Annotated in this window: 14 protein-coding genes; 6 read left to right on the top strand and 8 right to left on the bottom strand. The window is 68.9% G+C overall.

Going from position 1 to position 15300, the window contains the following annotated elements; translation table 11 throughout:
- Positions 1-25 precede the first annotated feature (25 nt).
- Positions 26-1123 (top strand): DUF2332 domain-containing protein, encoded by a 1098-nt coding sequence (locus ACRYJK_RS02515; protein ID WP_482666013.1) that lies wholly within the window; start codon positions 26-28, stop codon positions 1121-1123.
- Here the strand turns inward: ACRYJK_RS02515 and ACRYJK_RS02520 are convergent, their stop codons facing one another.
- The 3 genes from ACRYJK_RS02520 to ACRYJK_RS02530 are packed head-to-tail and all read right to left on the bottom strand — an operon-like array spanning position 1124 to position 3668.
- Positions 1124-2470 (bottom strand): low temperature requirement protein A, encoded by a 1347-nt coding sequence (locus ACRYJK_RS02520; RefSeq protein WP_482666014.1) that lies wholly within the window; start codon positions 2468-2470, stop codon positions 1124-1126.
- Positions 2467-3393, bottom strand: coding sequence for an alpha/beta fold hydrolase (locus ACRYJK_RS02525; RefSeq protein ID WP_482666015.1), 927 nt, complete (start codon positions 3391-3393; stop codon positions 2467-2469). Before ACRYJK_RS02525 ends, ACRYJK_RS02520 begins: the two co-directional genes overlap by 4 nt.
- Positions 3390-3668 carry a BolA family protein gene (locus ACRYJK_RS02530; RefSeq protein WP_482666016.1) on the bottom strand — a complete coding sequence of 93 codons (279 nt, stop codon included), beginning with the start codon at positions 3666-3668 and terminating at the stop codon, positions 3390-3392. The genes ACRYJK_RS02525 and ACRYJK_RS02530 overlap by 4 nt, the downstream gene beginning before the upstream one ends.
- Before the next feature lie 100 nt (positions 3669-3768).
- Between ACRYJK_RS02530 and ACRYJK_RS02535 the strand changes: the two genes are divergently transcribed.
- Entirely contained in the window at positions 3769-4341 is a 573-nt protein-coding gene (locus ACRYJK_RS02535; RefSeq protein WP_482666017.1) for a molecular chaperone DnaJ, read from the top strand.
- Positions 4342-4359: 18 nt separating this feature from the next.
- Here the strand turns inward: ACRYJK_RS02535 and ACRYJK_RS02540 are convergent, their stop codons facing one another.
- Positions 4360-4710: a DUF1428 domain-containing protein gene (locus tag ACRYJK_RS02540; RefSeq protein WP_482666018.1), complete on the bottom strand. Its 351-nt coding sequence runs from the start codon at positions 4708-4710 to the stop codon at positions 4360-4362.
- Positions 4711-4782: 72 nt separating this feature from the next.
- Between ACRYJK_RS02540 and cobS the strand changes: the two genes are divergently transcribed.
- The 3 genes from cobS (at position 4783) to cobT (ending at position 8880) form a co-directional block, all read left to right on the top strand.
- Positions 4783-5787 (top strand): cobaltochelatase subunit CobS, encoded by a 1005-nt coding sequence (gene cobS / locus ACRYJK_RS02545; protein WP_482666019.1) that lies wholly within the window; start codon positions 4783-4785, stop codon positions 5785-5787.
- A gap of 88 nt (positions 5788-5875) precedes the next feature.
- Positions 5876-6994, top strand: coding sequence for a hypothetical protein (locus tag ACRYJK_RS02550; RefSeq protein WP_482666020.1), 1119 nt, complete (start codon positions 5876-5878; stop codon positions 6992-6994).
- A gap of 53 nt (positions 6995-7047) precedes the next feature.
- A complete protein-coding gene (gene cobT / locus ACRYJK_RS02555) occupies positions 7048-8880 on the top strand; it encodes a cobaltochelatase subunit CobT (protein ID WP_482666021.1) in 1833 nt (610 codons plus the stop codon).
- Between the two features lie 6 nt (positions 8881-8886).
- Here cobT and ACRYJK_RS02560 read toward each other — a convergent pair whose 3' ends face one another.
- Positions 8887-11268, bottom strand: coding sequence for a TonB-dependent receptor (locus ACRYJK_RS02560; RefSeq protein ID WP_482666022.1), 2382 nt, complete (start codon positions 11266-11268; stop codon positions 8887-8889).
- A gap of 165 nt (positions 11269-11433) precedes the next feature.
- On the opposite strand from ACRYJK_RS02560, the gene ACRYJK_RS02565 reads away from it, so the two are divergent.
- Positions 11434-12804, top strand: a complete 1371-nt coding sequence (locus tag ACRYJK_RS02565) for a class II 3-deoxy-7-phosphoheptulonate synthase (RefSeq protein WP_482666023.1) — start codon at positions 11434-11436, stop codon at positions 12802-12804.
- Positions 12805-12829: 25 nt separating this feature from the next.
- On the opposite strand, the gene ACRYJK_RS02570 is transcribed toward ACRYJK_RS02565, so the two are convergent.
- From ACRYJK_RS02570 to ACRYJK_RS02580, 3 genes are read right to left on the bottom strand one after another with little or no spacing between them, the layout of a single operon-like run.
- Entirely contained in the window at positions 12830-13606 is a 777-nt protein-coding gene (locus tag ACRYJK_RS02570; RefSeq protein ID WP_482666024.1) for an enoyl-CoA hydratase, read from the bottom strand.
- A complete protein-coding gene (locus tag ACRYJK_RS02575) occupies positions 13603-14691 on the bottom strand; it encodes an enoyl-CoA hydratase/isomerase family protein (protein ID WP_482666025.1) in 1089 nt (362 codons plus the stop codon). The genes ACRYJK_RS02570 and ACRYJK_RS02575 overlap by 4 nt, the downstream gene beginning before the upstream one ends.
- Positions 14688-15233, bottom strand: coding sequence for a hypothetical protein (locus ACRYJK_RS02580; RefSeq protein ID WP_482666026.1), 546 nt, complete (start codon positions 15231-15233; stop codon positions 14688-14690). The genes ACRYJK_RS02575 and ACRYJK_RS02580 overlap by 4 nt, the downstream gene beginning before the upstream one ends.
- Positions 15234-15300 lie beyond the last annotated feature (67 nt).

Genomic DNA, 15300 nt, shown 5'->3' on the forward strand with positions numbered 1-15300 from the left:
ACCTCTGGCGAGGGGAGGCACGCGGGTGCGCAAGGCGTACGAATTTGTCGACATTGCGATCGCCGGCGACGGCGCGGTGGCGACCGCCTTTGCCAACCAGGTCGCCTATTGCGAGGCCAATGCCGCGCCGATCACCGCGCGAGTTGTGGGCGCGCTGGCGCTGTTGCTGCGCGAGCCGCGTCATCCCTTCCTCAAGCGCATCGCAAGCTGGCAGGGGGCGCCGCTCGCCGACGCACTGCCGTTGCGCGCGGCGGGCGGCCTCCACGCGCTTTACCGCAGGGGGGCCGCGCCGGAGCTGGCGCCGCTCTACGCCGGCGATGTCGCGCAGGTCGCGGACGCTGCGGCAATCATTGCGCGAGTGATCGAGGCGCACGGCGATACGCTGATGCCGTGGCTCGACGGCCCGCCGCAGACCAACGAGGCGGGGCGATCGTCGAGCTACGTCCAGGCGCTGCTGTGGCTGACGTCGCAGGGGCTGCCGCCGCGCTTCGAGCTGCTCGAATTGGGGTCCAGCGCGGGCATCAACCTGATGCTGGCGCATTATCGCTACGACCTCGGCGGGGTGACGGTGGGTCCGGCAGACGCGGCGCTGTCGTTGACGCCCGAGTGGGAAGGCCCGCCGCCGCCGGACGAACGGTTCGAGATCGTCTCGGCGCGCGGTTGCGACGTGGCGCCGATCGACCTCACCCGACCCGCTGAGGCCGCTCGCCTCGCGGCGTACATCTGGCCCGAACAGACGCAGCGCTTCGCCCGGCTCGACGCAGCGGTGACGCTGGCGGCGTCACTCCGGCCCGACGTAGCGCAGACGAGCGCCGCCGATTTCGTCGAGGCGGCGCTCGCCGAACCGCAGCCGGCGGGGGTCACGCGCGTCGTCATGCATTCGGTGGTGTGGCAATATATTCCCGCCGATCAGCAGGCGCGGATCGAGTCGGCGCTGGCGGCGGCCGGAGTGCGGGCGACTCCTGAGCGACCGATCGCGCACATCTCGGTCGAGGCCAATCGCACCGTCCATCGCCATGAAGTGCGCGCGCGTTACTGGCCGGGCGGGGCGGATGATGCACTCCTCAGCCTCAGCCACGCGCACGGCGCCTCCTATCGCTGGCTGGGCGGCGCGCAGGCGTGACTATTCGCCCGCATGCCCCTCGCGTGCGCGCAGCCGGGCCCGCGCTCGGCGGGTGAGCCACCCAGGGACCGCGACGCCATGGCGCTCGAGCCGGTCGATGAAGCCGCCGCGAAAGGCGAGCCATTCCCACACGGCGATGGCGATGAAGACTGCCGCCGAGAGGCTCGCCAGCACCAGCGTCTGCGGCTTCAACACCCACCCGACGACGCCCACTAGCACGAACAGCCCCGCGCCGACGAGGTGCGAGAGCGGATACTGCCGGCGCTTGCTCGACAGACGCTTGAACAGCGCGGTGCCCAACACGAAGGCAAGCGCGCCCAACGTGATGATCAGCGTGTAAACGTGGCTCGCGGGTTCGAGCGGGTGGGTGAGGCTCATCTCGTCGCTGACCGCGATCAGGATGATCCCCGCGACGATCGGAATATGACCGTAAGTGTAGGCGGTACGCGCGACACGGCCCGTATCGTCATGCTCCTCGATGAAATCGGAGCCGCGCTCGGCGCCGATGTCGAAATACACCCACCACATCGCAAACGACGACAGCACGGCCACCGCGAGCGCGAGCCCGCTTTCGTAATCGAGGCCCGCGTCGGTAAAGGTGGAGCCGGTGACGATGATGCCTTCGCCGAGCGCGATGATGATGAACAGCGCGCAGCGTTCGGCCATATGCTCGCCCGACAGGTGCCAGTCCTGCGTCTGCGATGCGCCCAGCAGCGGCACGCGGAAGCGGAGCAGCGGGGCGAGATATTCGAGGGCGATCGCGCCGCCCCACCAATAATATCGCTCGTCGGGCGGCCGGCTCGCGCCCCACAGCCACAGCCCCGCCGCCAGCATGAGCCAGATCGTCGCGCGCAAAAAGCCCTGCGACGTCGCGCGGTTCGCACCGCGCAGCGCATAGATCATGAACCCGTTGCGGCCGATCTGGACCAGCACATAGGGCAGCGCGAACATCATCGCGTTTTCGGCAAAGGCGGTTGGGATCGCCGCGGCGGCGATCAGGCTTCCCAACATGGCGAGCCCGAGCATGAGGCGCACCGCCGCCCGGTCGGGGTCGACCCAGTTGATCGACCAGGTGGTGAAGTTCCAGGTCAGCCAGATGGCGAGGAACAGGATACCCGTCTGCGCCGCGTGCGCCCAGTCGGGTTGTTCCGCCAGGTGGTGCGCCAGCTGGGTGATGGCGAACACATACACGAGGTCGAAAAACAGCTCGATGAAGCCGACCTTGCCCGAATCTTCGGCATCGCTGTCGCGGACCAGGCTGTTTTCGGGCAGCGGGTCGCTTTCGGGGGCCGGCTGCGGGGCGTCCCGCTTGATCGGTTCCAGCGATGTGTCGCGAGACCCGGTCACACGCGCTCCGGGTGCGCGGCGAGCCAGCGGGTCATCGCGGCGGTGACGATGTCGGGCACTTCCCACGGCACGAAATGACCGACGCCGGGCACGCGTTCGATGGTGAGGTCGGTGACGTAGCTATCGAGCCCGTCGAGATTGCACGGCGGCAGCGCGAGATCGTCCATCGCCCAGATCACCAGCGTCGGGATGGTGAGCGGCGGGAAGGGCGCATCGACAAAGGCCGGGCGCTCAGGTGCAACATCGTCCTCGGCCGGAATGGCCAGCTGCGTCGCGCGATACCAGTTGAGCATCGCCATCGCCGCGCCCGGCCGCTGCCAGTCGGCCAGCAGACGGTCGCGCTCGGCATCGGGCATGGCGGCGCTGCGTTCCCAGCTGACCCCCTTTTTCAGGATGCCGACGAGGCCCTCGCGCGCGATCAGCTCGTCGTTCGCGGGGTCGCGGAAGGTCCGCATATACTGGCTGGCGCGGCGTTGTTCGGGGTTGTCGAGCAACAGCTTCGCGAACAGGTGCGGGTGCGGCGCGTTGGCGATCACCGCCCGGCGCACGCGGCCGTTCATCTGCGCCGCCAGCGCCACCCCCCAAGCGATCGCGCCGCCCCAGTCGTGACCGACGATGGTGAAACGCTCGATCCCCAGCGCATCGGCGAGCGCGAAGATGTCGGCGATCAGCTTGTCCGCGCTGTAGCTGTCGACGCCCTCGGGCTTGTCCGAGCCGCGATAGCCGCGCTGGTCGGGGGCTATGCAGCGGTAGCGATCCGACAGCGCGACGAGTTGATGCCGCCAGGTGCGATGCGACTCAGGAAAGCCGTGGAGAAAAATCAGCGCCTCGCCATCGCGCGGGCCGATGTCGACAACGTCGAGGCCGACGCCCGTGCTAAGCTCGACTCGGGTCTGCGGAAAGTCGGCGATATCTGTGGTCATGCCGTCTCTCCCGGAGCGATGGCGCGGATGGCGAGGGCGTGGATGCGCGTCGCGAGCAGGTCGGCGAGCGCCGCGTTAACCGCACGCTGCCGTGCGACGCGGCTCATGCCGGCGAAGGACGGCGCCTCGATCAGCACCGAAAAGTGGCTTTCCCCGCTGCCGTCATCGCCGGCGTGGCCGCGATGTTGAGCGCTGTCGTTGCTGACTTCCAGCCGCGTGGGCGCAAGCGCGGCGGTGAGGCGGGCGTGAATTTCGGACGTGATCGGCGTGGTCATAGGTTCGGTGTAGCGTGCCCGCCGCCGAGGTCGACCGCTTATGCTGCAATCAAGGTCAGTCGCCCTCGACAGTAGCCGTCATGCTCCCCATCTGGCCGCGATGGCATCGCGTCCGTCCCCTCGCTTCCATGGCCGCGTGCCGTCGCAGCAGCCCTGCGCCGCGCCGGGCTGCGAAGCCGCAGGCGAGTTCCGCGCGCCCTCGGGGGAGCAGCCGACCGATGGCCCGCCGCGCTGGCGCTGGCTGTGCCTTGATCATGTCCGCGCGTTCAACGCGAGCTATAATTTCTTCGACGGCATGAGCCCCGACGAGATTGCCGACGCGCAGCGGCCCTACGCGGGCTGGGAGCGCGAGACGCGCGCCTTTGCCTCGAGCGGCGCCGATCAGCCGCCGCGCTGGGCGGACTTTCGCGATCCGATGGACGCGCTCGGCGCGCGTTACGCCGCCTACCGCCGGCCGCCCCCTTCAGCGCGCTTCACGCCCGACGAACAGCGCGCGCTACGCGAACTCGGCCTCACCGAAGACGCCGACCTGCGCGCCGTCCGCCAACGCTACAGCGAGCGCGTTCGCCGCTTCCACCCCGACCGCAACGGCGGCGATCGCACTCACGAAGCCGCGCTCACCCGCACGATCGACGCGTGGACGACGCTACGCAAGGCGCGCGCGTTCGCGTGAGGTTAGGTCGGGCACCGTTCATGCGTCGAGCAGCGGCGTGAACCCGCCGTAGATCATGCGGCCTCCGTCAAACGGCATCTCGCCCAGTTCCGCCATGCGGGGATCGGTCTGCATGCGCTGCCACGCGGCGTCGCGGGTCGCCTTGTCGGGCCATTCGATCCAGCTGAACACAACAGTCTCGCCGGAGTCGGCAGCCACGGCACGGCGGAAATCGGTGCGTTTTCCATCGGGCACGTCGTCGCCCCAGTTTTCGGCAACGCGGGTGGCGCCGAATTCGCGGAAGAACACGGCGCTCCGGCGCGCGTAGTCGGTGTAGGCTTCGCGTTGGTCGTCGGTGACAGCCGCTACGAACCCGTCGATATAGCTCATCGCCCGCCTCCTCGATGGCAATGGGTGCGCGCGGAGCTTGACCTTTGCGACACCGGTAAGCAAGCGGCGGGGATGGCCGATAATCTGACCCAGACCGATGCCCGCGGCGCCACCGTGCTCGCCGCGCCCGACCGCGAGGTCGACGTGCGCGAGATGTTCGGGCTTGACATCGATATGGCTGTGCCCGCCTTTTCCGAAAAGGACGAGCGCGTCCCCGATCTCGACGCGGCCTATGTCTTCGATCCGGACACGACGCTAGCGGTGCTGGCGGGGTTCAAGCACAACCGCCGCGTGATGGTGCAGGGCTATCACGGGACGGGCAAGTCGACGCACATCGAGCAGGTCGCGGCGCGGCTCAACTGGCCGTGCGTCCGCATCAACCTCGACAGCCACGTCAGCCGCATCGATCTCGTCGGGCGCGATGCGATCGTGCTGCGCGACGGGGTGCAGGTGACCGAATTTCGCGAAGGACTGCTCCCCTGGGCGCTGCAAACGCCGACCGCGCTGGTGTTCGACGAATATGACGCGGGCCGTCCCGACGTGATGTTCGTCATCCAGCGCGTGCTGGAGGCGGAGGGCAAGCTGACGCTGCTCGACCAGAACCGCGTCATCCGTGCGAACCCGTGGTTCCGCTTGTTCGCGACCGCCAACACCGTCGGCCTCGGCGACACCACCGGGCTTTATCACGGCACGCAGCAGATCAACCAGGGTCAGATGGACCGCTGGAACATCGTCGTGACGCTCAACTACCTCCCCGCCGCGACCGAAGCGCAGATCGTGCTGGCGAAGTCGGGCGAGATGGACGCGCCCGACGGCAAGGCGCTGGTCGAGAAGATGGTGAAGGTCGCCGACCTGACCCGCCAAGGCTTCATGAACGGCGACATATCGACGGTGATGAGTCCGCGCACGGTGATCAGCTGGGCGCAAAACGCGCTGATCCTCGGCGATGTCGGCTTCGCATTTCGCCTGTCGTTCCTCAACAAATGCGACGAGAATGAACGCGCGGTGGTCGCCGAATATTATCAGCGGGTGTTCGGCACCGACCTTCCCGAAAGCATCGTCCACAAGGCGGCATGAAGGTCCGCCCTTAACGCAAAGAGTTTGTTGACCATTTTTGGGCTAGTCCTGCCGGTCTGCGATGTCCGGTCAGCCCAAAGGTGTGTCGATGACCAAGATTTATGCGGTGGGTGCGCTCAACGCGCTGGTGTTGCTGGGGAGCGTGTGGCTCCTCGTCACCACGGGCCTTTACGCGACGACGTTCGGCATGCTCCTGCTGCTGGCGGTCGTGATCGGCGCCGCCGTCGGTGCCTGGGCGATCCGCCGCATGCTGCAGGCCGAAGCGGCGACCACCCCGGTGGCCGCGCACATCGACGATGCCCAGACCAGCGACCCGACCCCGGTCGAGAGCGCACCGCGGGCTCGCTTCGGCCAGCGTTTCGCGCAACGTCGATCCGACCTCGACGCGACGGACGAGCCGGCGGACGAGCGCGTACACGATCGTCTCAACCGCCTGACCGCGCGGCTGCACGAGACCGTCGCGGAGGAGGCCGTCGCGCCCCTGCCCGTTCTTGGCGAGGTCGCCGATGGCGACACCGACCCGACCCCCGAACCCGCGCGCGCGGAATTGGCGAGCCTGGTGCCGGGCTTGCGCTATGCCGCGGACGAGGACGAAGAAACCGAGGAGGACGGCTGGGACGAGGCCGAGCCGGTCGATCTCGAAGCCGACGATGACGGACTCGACGTCGACGAGGGCGCTTATGCGACGATGTCGTCGCTGGCGCTCGCGCATTTCGACGATCACAGCGACGATGCGGACGAAGAGGCCGCGGAGGATCTCGACCGGCCTCTAGACCCGATGGGCGATGTCGCGCTTGGCCGCGACGCGCTCGCGCCGGTCTCGCCGCTCGTTGATTCTTCGCTGCGCCGGCGCGAACCGCTGTTCGCCAATGCGTTCGACCCCTCCGACGAGTCGGAGGAAGACGACGCGTTCGTCGCGGACGCCGACGATGAATATTATGACGAGCACGACGAAGCGGCGGTCGCCGTCGATCCGGGTGTTGCGTCGGCGCCGACGACCGTTGCCGATCTGTCGAGCGTGATTGCCGCACTCGACCGGGCAGGGCTTGGCGATGCCGAAGATGTGGCTGCGTGGAGTGCGCTGCTGTCCGGAATGGACCCGGCCGACCCGGTCTCTCCCGACGACGCAGCGGCGTTTCGCGACTGGCTGCTGGCTCAGGTGCCGACCAGCGTCGCTGATACGATGTTCGCGCCCCGCGCGGCCTGATCTCGGGGGCTAGCCCCCTTGGCGGGGCACCGCGCGCCGCGTAAGCGGGCGCGATGGCCGCAGACACCCCCGCCGACGAGCTGAAGCACGCGCTCACCGGGGCGGCGCGGGCGCTCACCCGCGATGCGGAGGTGGACGTCGCGTTCACGAGCGACGGACCGCACGCCGTCGGCCGCTCGCTCAAGGTCATGAATGTCCCCCGGCTGTTCAGCGCGCGCGACGTAGCGCAGGCGCGGGGGCAGGCGGACACGTTGGCGCTGCGCCAGCGCCACCATGACGCCGCCTTGCATGTCCGCTCGCGGCCGAGCGATCCGGCGGCGGCGGCGGTATTCGACAGTCTCGAACAGGCGCGCGTCGCCGCGCTTGGAGCGCGTGCTTATGACGGCATCCGCGCCAACCTCGACGCGGAGGCGGAGCGGCGGTTTGCCGCCGACCCGATCGCGCGGGCGCGGGCGGCGAGCGACGTGCCGCTCGCCTCGGCGGTGGAGCTGATCGCGCGCCAGCATTTTGCGGGGCTGGCCCGCCCCGCTGCCGCCTCGAACGCGCTCGATCTTGTCGCCGCCGACATCGAGGCGCGGGCGGACGACGACCTCGCGACGTTGCGAGCGACGCTCGACGATCAGGCGGGCTTTGCGCGCCATGCGATGACGCTGCTCGAACATCTCGGCCTGATCGACCCCGCCAGCCCGCTCGAACCGACCGATCCCGACGAGGGCAGCGAAGACCCGGACGACAACGCCTCGGATCAGAGCCAGGACGACGATCGCGATGCCGATGGCCTGGCCTCGCAGGCGCAGGTCGAGGCTCGCGCCGAACCGCGCACGGGCGACGAAAGCGACAGCGAGGACGGCGAGTTCGAGGGGGAGTTCGAAGACGGCGACGACGAGGAGGGCCTGGGCGAGGAAGGCGACGAGGCACCCATGCCGGTGCGCCCCAACCGGCCGAGCGCAGACATTCCGGACTTCAACTATCGCGTCTTCACGCAGGCGCATGATGAGGAGATTGCTGCCACCGAACTGTGCGATGCCGATGAACTAACGCGGCTGCGCGGCTTCCTCGATCAGCAGCTGGTGCCGCTGCAATCGGCGGTGACCCGGCTCGCCAACCGGCTGCAGCGCAAGCTGATGGCGCAGCAGAACCGCGCGTGGGAGTTCGATCAGGAGGAGGGCATTCTCGACGCGGCCCGGCTCGCGCGGGTGGTGGTCAACCCGGGCCTGTCGCTCAGCTACAAGCGCGAGCGCGACACGGATTTCCGCGATACGGTCGTGACGCTGCTGATCGACAATTCCGGTTCGATGCGGGGGCGGCCGATCTCGATCGCGGCAATCAGCGCGGACATTCTCGCACGGACTCTCGAGCGCGTCGGCGTGAAGACGGAGATTCTCGGCTTCACCACGCGCACGTGGAAGGGCGGGCTCGCGCGAGAAGAATGGCTTGCGGCGGGGAGACCGGCGCATCCGGGGCGGCTCAACGACATCCGCCACATCGTCTACAAACGCGCCGACGAACCCTGGCGGCATGCGCGCACCTCGCTCGGTCTGATGATGCGCGAAGGCCTGCTCAAGGAGAATATCGACGGCGAGGCGCTGATCTGGGCGCACAGCCGATTGATCGCGCGGCCCGAAGAGCGGCGCATCCTGATGGTCATCTCCGACGGATCGCCGGTCGATGACTCAACCCTCAGCGTCAACGCCGCCGGCTATCTCGACCAGCATCTGCGTCAGGTGATCGGCTGGATCGAAAATCGCTCGCCGGTCGAGCTGGTCGCCATCGGTATCGGCCACGACGTGACGCGCTGGTATGCGCGCGCGGTGACCATCATGGATGCCGAACAGCTCGGCGGCGCGATCATCGATCAACTCGCCGGGCTGTTCGACATCGGGTGATTCCGGTCAGAACCGCTTGCTGAGCTCGAACGAGACCACTCGGCCTGCCGGATCGAGATAACCCGGCTGGTAGCGGGTGGGCACGATGCCGTTGGCGTCGCGCACGTTGATGCGATCGTCGAACAGATTGTCGACCGCGACGCGCACGCGGGTCCCCTTCAGCACCGGCAGCGACGTCGTCAGGCCCGGCACGCTGTCGAGGTCCGCGAAAAGGCGGAGGTTGACCGTCGTCAGCGGCGAAAAGTCGAGCGTTCCCGCCGAACCGCCGTTTACCTCAGTGCCCGTGCGGTAGGCGGCCGACAGGCGCGCGCCCATGCCGCGGTAGAACACGCCGCCCTCCAGCTCGATCAGGTGGCGCGGCGAACCGCCGTTGAAGTCCGTGCTGTCGCCGTTGAGCAGGTCGAGCACAGGCAGGCCGGGGCGGATCAGCACCGTGTCCTCGAACCGGACGGTGTCGTAGAGACCGATCGACCAGCGCCCGCCGGCCATGCCGCCGCCCGGCCCGCCAAAGCCGAAGCCCATGCCGCCGCGTCCACCGCGCCCGCCGCCGGGGCCTGCGCCGGGCCGCCCGCCGCCGGGCGCCCCGCCCGCTTGCCCTCCACCCGGCCCCGCCGCCGTTTGGGGCGGTCGGCCGAACGATTCGGAATAGTTGAACCCAAAGCGCAGCTGGCTCTGGCGGATGGTGTCGAACGTCACGCTGCGCTGGTCGACGCTGACGATGCGTCCGCTCGCGTCCCGCACGACCCGGCCGGGGAAGGCGGCCTCGATCTCGGGCGTCAGGAGGGGAAGGCTCGCGGTGACATCCCGGCTGCGCACGCGACTGTAGCTCGCCGAAAAGCGCAGGTCGGTATCGGGGATCGGCGTCAGGGTCGCGCCGATGCGGAAATCGCGACGGCGCTCCGCCAGCAAGGCTGGGTTGCCGCCGGTGGTGACGTCGACGAACACGGTTTCCCCGCGCGTGAAGTCATAGACCGGCTGGAAGGGCGTGGTGATGAGCGGCGCGCCCAAAGCCGCGATCCCCGGCGCTGCCTCGTCGAGCGTGAAATTGCCCGAGATGTTGAGGATCCGCACCGGGCTCCACGCAAAACCGATGACCGTCCCGCTGAGGTCGCCGAAGTCCGACACCTGGCGGAAGGTCTGCGTGACATTGGCCGAGAGATTGCCAAGGAACGGCAGCACCTCCGCATCGCGGTCGGCGATGGGTAGGTCGAGCGACAGGCTTTCGCTGAACGTGCGGCGCCCGAGGTCGGTGGGCGTGACGATGCCGTTGCGATCGCTTTCCGCGGTCAGCTCGACGCCAGCCCAGCCGAGGCTGGCGGTCGCGCGCACCAGCCCGGCGGGGAGGCGGAACAGCCCCCCGCTCGCGACGAAGCTCGCATCCCCCGACCGCGTTCGCGAACGGCTGGTGAGGATGCCACCGGCGTTGAGATCGGTGCGCGACCGGCCCAGCGTCTGGTCCGCGTTCGCCGTCAGCGACAGGCGCCAGCGTGACACGACCGTGTCGGCCGCGATTCCGGCGTGCAGCGTGTCGGTCACCGACCGTCCGTTGAGTACGCGGTCGAGATCGGTGCTGTCGCGGCCGATGCCGGTGTTGAGGATCGACCGCTGCGCGCGGAGGTTGAGGCTGCCGCCCGCGGGGCCGCCAAAGCTGGACGAAATCGTGCCATCGGCGACCAGCGTGTCGCTTTCGCCGATCAGCGTGCGGATGTCCGGGAAGGCGGTGCCAATGATGTCACGCTCGGCCTCGGTCAGCGCGGTGTTGCGGTTGTGCTGACCCGACAGGCTGATGCGGCTGCGCCCGGCGACCCGCGCGTGCGTGATCTCTCGCTCGTGGAGGCTGCGGCCGGGATCGGTGGTAAAGCCATGCTCGAGGTTCAGCGTCGTCGCGGTGAAACCGTCGCGCAGGATCAGGTTTACCACCCGCTGGCCGAGCGAGTAGCCGTAGCTGAGCGCGACTTCCTCCGGGTAAACCTCGAACCGCGCGATCGCGTCGGGCGGCAGGTTGCGGAATTCGTTGAAGCCCGACACCCGCCGACCGTTGATCAGCACGATCGGAAAGCCGCCGCCCCCGCGCGCGGAATTGCCGCGCACGCGCGGGCCGAGGTTGGTCAGCAGCTCCGCGATGTTGCGCGCGCCGTAGGTCGCGATTTCCTGCGGGCTGATGACCTCGTCCGGCGGGTTGCTGGCGACGATCGGCACCGAAGGCGCGGTGACGACAATGTCGCCCTGTTCGGCCTCCTGGTCCTCGTCGGGCTGGGGTTCTTCGACCGGCGTCTGGGCTGGCGGCGCGGTCGGGGGGGCGGGTTGTTCACCGGCAAATGCAGGAGCTGAAAGCGCGAGGGCGAGAGTGAGGCAGCTGACGCGCGCCGCGCCGGTGAAAAATCGCATGACTGATGTCGGACCTTGTAATGTGAAACGGTCGCCCTGAGGCGTCGCAGATGGCGGCGAGCCGCCGATAATGGAGCGATTCCTAACCCGCGATGAAGCGAGGCATTAGCATCTGAAGCGCCTTTTGGCTAAAGCCGCGCGAGGAAAGAGCAGGAAAGCGCATCATTGACGTCGATTTGGACCCCCGACAGCTGGCAAGGCCACGAGGCACGGCAGCATCCAAATTGGCCGGACGCAAGCGCGCTCGACGCCGCCGTGGGCGAGCTTTCGTCCCTGCCGCCGCTGGTCTTCGCCGGCGAGGCGCGCGCGCTGGAACAGGAGCTGGCGGCGGCGCAGGACGGGCGCGCATTCCTGTTGCAAGGCGGCGACTGCGCGGAAAGCTTCGCCGATTTCCACCCTGACACCATTCGCGACACGTTCCGCGTGATGCTGCAGATGGCGGTCGTCCTGACCTATGCCTCGCGCCTGCCGGTGGTGAAGCTGGGGCGGATGGCGGGGCAATTCGCCAAGCCGCGCTCGAGCGATGTCGAGGTGCGCGGTGACGTCGCGCTGCCCGCCTATCGCGGCGACATGGTCAACGGCATCGACTTTACCGCGGAGGCGCGCACGCCCGACCCGGCGCGGATGCTGCGCGGCTATGCGCAGGCGGCGGCGACGCTCAACCTGCTGCGCGCCTTTTCCCAAGGGGGCTACGCCAACCTCCAGCAGGTGCACGCGTGGACGCACGACTTCATGGGCCGCTCGCCCTGGACCGAACGTTATCGCGACATCGCCGACCGCATCGGCGACGCGCTGGGGTTCATGGCCGCGTGCGGGATCGACGCCGAAAGCGTTCCGCAGCTGCGCACGGCGACGATCTACACCAGCCACGAAGCGCTGCTGCTGCCCTATGAGCAGGCCATGACGCGGCAGGACAGCCTGACCGGGCGCTGGTACGACACGAGCGCGCATTTCCTGTGGATCGGCGATCGCACGCGCTTCGAAGGATCGGCCCATGTCGAGTTTCTGCGCGGGGTCGGCAACCCGGTCGGAATGAAGATCGGGCCGACGACCGAGCCCGATGTGCTCGTGCGCCTGCTCGACACGCTCAACCCGGGGCGGACGCCGGGGCGGATGACGCTGATCGCACGCTTTGGCGCGGACAAGGTCGAGGCGCTGCTGCCGCCGATCATTCGCGCCGTCGTGCGCAGCGGCCATCCCGTGCTGTGGAGCTGCGATCCGATGCACGGCAACATGGTCAAGGCTGCGAACGGCATGAAAACCCGCCCGTTCGACCGCATCCTCGCCGAAGTGCGCGGCTTTTTTGCCGCGTGCCGGGCGGAGGGCGTGTTCGCCGGCGGCATCCACGCCGAAATGACGGGCAAGAACGTCACCGAATGCACCGGCGGCGCGGTCGCCGTCACGGAGGCCGGGCTCGGCGAACGCTATCAGACGCTGTGCGACCCGCGGCTCAACGCGGCGCAGAGCCTCGAGCTCGCTTTCCTGCTGGCGGAGATGATCGCCGGCGAACTGAAGGACCGCCGCGCCGCCGCCTGACCGCGCGGCCGGGTGTGGTCCCGGCCTAGCGCCCCGACCAGACCCCGGCGCGCTTCTCGACGAACGCCGCCATGCCTTCCTTCTGATCCGCGGTGCCGAACAGCGCGTGGAACAGCCGGCGTTCAAAGGCGACGCCCTGCGCCAGCGTCGTTTCGAACGCCGCGTCGACCATCTCCTTGGCGGCAATGGCGGCGAGCGGAGCCATGCCGGCGATGGTCGCCGCGATCTTCAGCGCCTCGTCGACCAGGCTTGCGGCGGGGACGACGCGCGCGACGAGGCCCGAGCGTTCGGCCTCCTCTGCGTCCATCATCCGCCCAGTGAGGCACATGTCCATCGCCTTGGCCTTACCCACCGCGCGGGTCAGGCGCTGCGACCCGCCCATGCCGGGAGTGACGCCGAGCTTGATCTCGGGCTGGCCGAACTTCGCGCTGTCCGCGGCGATGAGGATGTCGGCCATCATGGCGAGCTCGCACCCGCCGCCCAAGGCATAGCCCGACACCGCGGCGATCCACGGCTTGCGCGTCGCGGTGACGCGCTCGTAACCGCGGAAGAAATCATGCGCGTACATGTCGGCAAAGCCCTGGCTCGACATCTCCTTGATGTCGGCGCCCGCGGCGAACGCCTTGTCGCTTCCGGTCAGCACCAGGCAGCGTTGGTCGGGATCGCGGTCGTAATCGGCCAGCACCGCGATCAGGTCGTCGAGCGTCTGCGTGTTGAGCGCGTTGAGCGCCTCGGGGCGGTTCAACCGCACCAGCGTCACGGCATCGTGCCGCTCGACCAGCAGCGTCGCGAAGTTGCTCATAGCGGTGTCCATTCCTGATCGGCGGGGAGGGGGGCGAAGATCGCGTCGAGGAGGTCGTCGGTGACGCCCTCGGGGGTCGCCGGGTCCCAGCGCGGGGCTTGGTCCTTGTCGACGATCACCGCGCGCACCCCCTCGGCGAAGTCGGGTCGGGTCAGCACGCGGCTGGCGATGCGATACTCCATGGCCATGTTGGCGGCGAAGTCGGGGAGGGTGCGGCTCGTCGCCAGCTGGCGCAGCGCGACCTTGCAGGTCTGCGGGCTTTTGGCGCGCAGCGTCGCCAGCTCCTTCGCCGCCCAGTCGCTGCCGTCGGCTTCGAGCGCGGCGACGATGTCCTCCAGCCGGTCGCTGGCGAACAGGCGGTCGATGTGGCCCGCATTGTCGGCGATGCGCGCCGGTGGCGGGGTGGCTGCAAGCTCGCCCAGCACCGTCTCAGGTGCTTCGCCTGCGGCGATGCGGCGTTTGGCTTCGGGCAGCGACGCGCTCTCGAGATAGTGGGTGGCGAGCCCCGCCCACAAACACTCCGCCCCGTCGAGCCGCGCGCCCGTCAGCGCGAGGAACGCGCCGATGCGCCCCGGCAGGCGCGACAGATACCAGCCGCCGCCGACGTCCGGGAAAAGCCCGATCCCCGTTTCGGGCATGGCGAGCCTGGTGTTCTCGGTCGCGACGCGGAAGCGTGCCGGCTGGCTGATGCCGACCCCGCCGCCCATCGTGATCCCGTCCATGAACGCAACCACCGGCTTGGCGTAGGTGAAAAGGAGGTGATTGAGCTGATATTCTTCGGCGAAGAAGTTGCGCCCCGATGCGCCGCCGTCGTTCAGCGCCGAATCACGCAGAAAGGCGATGTCGCCCCCGGCACAGAAGCCGCGCGAACGCTTGGCAACGCCGTCGGGTGCGGGGGCATGGTCGATCATCACCACGTCGACCGCCGAGTCCTCGGCCCAGCCGATCAGCGCGCGGGTCATCGCCCGGACCATGTCGAGCGTCAGCGCGTGGAGCGCGGCCGGCCGGTTGAGCGACAGCCAGCCCGCCGCCCCCTCGCGCCGGGCCAGCACACTGTCGCTGGCGGCGGTTGCCGGTATCGTCACGCGACCTCGACCGTGATAGTGTAGCGGTGGGTCTCTGCGCCGTCCTTGGCCCGGCCGCGCTGATAGACCTCGATCGTGTAGTCGCCGCTGGTCGGCGCCTTGCGGCTCCAGCGCTGCCCGTCAGTCATCGCGCCGACAAACAGCTGATCCCCCGCCGCCCCGCCGGGGGGTGTGACATTGAAATAGGGCATGACCCCGCCGCCCTCACGGGTAACGGTGATGGTCTGCCCGGCCTCAGCGCTGAAGCGGTGCCGCACCATCGCATCGCCGGTGACGCTGCCGGCGAACTGCTGCCGCTGCGCAGCCGCGGCCGTCGAGCTGCTGCCGGTCGAGGCAGCGGTGTCGGTCGCGTTTGTCGTGGTTACCTGCGCCGCGGGGGTGCTGGCCGCGGGTGCGCTCGCTTCCGCGGTGGTGCCGGTCGGCGTCGCAGCGGTGGTCGTCCGTGTCGTCGTGGTTTCGGTGGTCGTCGTCTGCGGCCGCTCGCACGCAGTGAGCGCGAGCGCGGTGGCGGCGACGCCGATCAGACGCAGGGACGGGGTCATGGAGAAGCTCCTCAAACGCAAAAGGCCGCCCGCCCCTAGCGAATCCCCACGGCAAAGGGGAGGGGCT

It is taken from the genome of Sphingomonas sp. BLHR8 (assembly GCF_056821725.1).

Coding starts and splice junctions, on each gene's coding strand:
- cobS (WP_482666019.1), top strand. CDS start 4,783: ATGGCCGATAATCTGACCCAGACCGATGCCCGCGGCGCCACCGTGCTC.
- ACRYJK_RS02580 (WP_482666026.1), bottom strand. CDS start 15,233: ATGACCCCGTCCCTGCGTCTGATCGGCGTCGCCGCCACCGCGCTCGCG.
- ACRYJK_RS02570 (WP_482666024.1), bottom strand. CDS start 13,606: ATGAGCAACTTCGCGACGCTGCTGGTCGAGCGGCACGATGCCGTGACG.
- ACRYJK_RS02535 (WP_482666017.1), top strand. CDS start 3,769: ATGGCATCGCGTCCGTCCCCTCGCTTCCATGGCCGCGTGCCGTCGCAG.
- ACRYJK_RS02530 (WP_482666016.1), bottom strand. CDS start 3,668: ATGACCACGCCGATCACGTCCGAAATTCACGCCCGCCTCACCGCCGCG.
- ACRYJK_RS02525 (WP_482666015.1), bottom strand. CDS start 3,393: ATGACCACAGATATCGCCGACTTTCCGCAGACCCGAGTCGAGCTTAGC.
- ACRYJK_RS02560 (WP_482666022.1), bottom strand. CDS start 11,268: ATGCGATTTTTCACCGGCGCGGCGCGCGTCAGCTGCCTCACTCTCGCC.
- ACRYJK_RS02550 (WP_482666020.1), top strand. CDS start 5,876: ATGACCAAGATTTATGCGGTGGGTGCGCTCAACGCGCTGGTGTTGCTG.
- ACRYJK_RS02540 (WP_482666018.1), bottom strand. CDS start 4,710: ATGAGCTATATCGACGGGTTCGTAGCGGCTGTCACCGACGACCAACGC.
- cobT (WP_482666021.1), top strand. CDS start 7,048: ATGGCCGCAGACACCCCCGCCGACGAGCTGAAGCACGCGCTCACCGGG.